Raw genomic sequence first — 2,180 nt, forward strand, 5'->3', positions numbered from 1 at the left:
GTCCGTCGTAAGTGAACTTGTAGCCGCGGACGGTGCTTTCATCCCCGGCCTTCCACGTCATGCTGCTGATGCTGCCGTTGTACTTCGCAGCACCGGTGCCGGTATTGTAATACAAAGTCTGGGTGAACTTACTTCCGCTGATACCCATCAGCCAGCCACGCAGATTGTAGGCGTAGGTCAGCTTGTCTGCACTTGCGCCATGGAACTCCCGGCTCTGGAGCCTGCCGAACTTGTCATACGTGTAGGCTGCCAGTGTGATGGATGTCCCGCTGTGGTTCAGGTCAAACTTCACGCTTTCCGGGCGGTCGCACGAGTCATAGGCATAGGTGTATTTCCCGCTTACGGTAGGCGTACCGTTCTTGTAGTGCCATTCGTTTACCGTCTGAGGATTCCCGGTAAAGGTGTAGGCGGTCTCCTGCTTGAGGCAGAAGTCCGGCTGCGAACGGGTGGTACGTGTCACCCTCCCTTTGACGTCATAATAGTTGGCAACATATACCTTACCCGTACCGCCAAGCAGGGAGAGGATGCTGCCCGTCTGATGATTCCGGGCGTTGGACTTATCCTGCGCTGTGGCGGCAGGAAACCAAGTACGGTTGGTGAATCCCGATTGCGGCCGAAACCGTCGTAATCGCAGCGGTAGGAAGAGGTGCCTAAATATTCAGAAGCGGCAGATGGGCAAAAACGTAGATTCCCTGCTTACATCCGATAGCATAAGCAGGGAATCAGTTAGTTTATCGAATCAGAGATTCAAGAACTCAGAAGCAGCGAATGAAGGATATACACTGCAACGTAAATTTAATTTGTATGGAGTATCTTGTCGCAAATAACCTGGATATCTTTACACTGTTTTGGATTATTCAAATCATAATCTAATCCCATCTCATCTGTTAATATACTTATTAAACAATCCATTAGTTTTTTTTTATCAAAACAGCATTGAAGAATCAGAGGAATATAACCTCTATATTCATCTATTGCCAAATTTTTGCCTACTCCAATAGGATCCCAGCCTGCTAAAATAGAATTTATGATTTCTATTTTTGTTTCCATTATATATTATTCAAATGAATTCATGAATCCTTTCCCTATACCATTTCTTGTGCCAGGCAAACAACTAAATACACTAATAATTTTTCCCTTGGCATTCACTATGACAGTATTGCCATTCAATGTATATCTCATTTGTAATCCATATCTGCCCATAACCTCAGTGGAACAATCATTCCGTTCTTAAAGAAAAAAAGGATGAATCCAAAGGGCTATCAGTTCTTGATTCTTATCAATAACAGCAATGCAATTATCTATAAATTCAACAGTATAACCTTGTCTATGAGGCTCTCCTATACATGTCCAGCCTGTCTGAAGATTTATAAATGTTTTCCAATCTTTATCATTGAGTTTTGCTGTACCAGCCGAAGAAATATACTTTTCTGAACGTAGAATTTTAAGTGTACCTTTCTTTGCTTTAGGAGCATCATAATATAAGTTCTTGTCAGATAATCCACAAAAACCATTCAATTGAACAATTTTACAATCAACAACCGTCAAAAAAAGAGTATTAATCTCTATTTCAAAATCAATCTCATAGATGTAAGGGGTTGTATCAAAACTATATTCATCTTTACGGTATATAATTTGTTTATGTTCCAAACACTCATCGTAATCTATAAAAAACTTCATAATCAATTCTTAAAATTAAAATGATATATAACTTTTGTTTTAGGATTAATACCTAACTCCCATATACCTTGCGCTTCTCTGAAGACTCCAGGAACTTTCCAATTTACTCCTCCTTTAAATGTTGCGTCAGGAATACCTTTCCCTGCTTGCATAATTTCTTGAATGGTCAACGGAGAATTCATATATGGTCTTGTAATTTCTCCTTTATATGTTCCCTTCTTAACAATTTCAGAAAAATGCTTTGCTGCAGTTTTTGTATACACATATTCACTTATCTCAGCTCGTGAAGCGACTTTTCCTGCCACTTTTCCTGCAGCCCAGCCGACAGCCTTTCCCAACAGAGCACCGCCCAATTCCCCTGTTCCCAAGCCAACCACGGCTTCACCTATCGGCCTGGCAATGGCATCCATGGAACGGCTGTTCAAGGAGTTGAACAAGGAAGACTTGGAATCTTCAGACAGAGGACTGTCCTTGCCCAAGAACAAGTTCTGAAGCTTGTC

At 41.7% G+C, this 2,180-nt stretch carries 3 protein-coding genes and 1 pseudogene; all 4 read right to left on the bottom strand.

Translation table 11 applies throughout. From position 1 onward, the window contains the following. A pseudogene (locus JCM16496_RS22525) lies at positions 1-460 on the bottom strand (DUF6443 domain-containing protein); the annotation flags it as partial. 335 nt (positions 461-795) lie between these two features. Further along, a complete protein-coding gene (locus tag JCM16496_RS20920) occupies positions 796-1,050 on the bottom strand; it encodes a hypothetical protein (RefSeq protein WP_025836413.1) in 255 nt (84 codons plus the stop codon). Positions 1,051-1,230: 180 nt separating this feature from the next. Then, positions 1,231-1,680 (bottom strand): hypothetical protein, encoded by a 450-nt coding sequence (locus JCM16496_RS20925; RefSeq protein WP_128809792.1) that lies wholly within the window; start codon positions 1,678-1,680, stop codon positions 1,231-1,233. A 2-nt stretch (positions 1,681-1,682) separates the two neighbouring features. Beyond that, positions 1,683-2,180, bottom strand: a 498-nt coding sequence (locus tag JCM16496_RS22530; RefSeq protein WP_209441654.1) for a hypothetical protein, incomplete at its 5' end; no start/stop codon positions are given.

Source organism: Bacteroides rodentium JCM 16496 (assembly GCF_000614125.1).
Classification (GTDB): domain Bacteria; phylum Bacteroidota; class Bacteroidia; order Bacteroidales; family Bacteroidaceae; genus Bacteroides; species Bacteroides rodentium.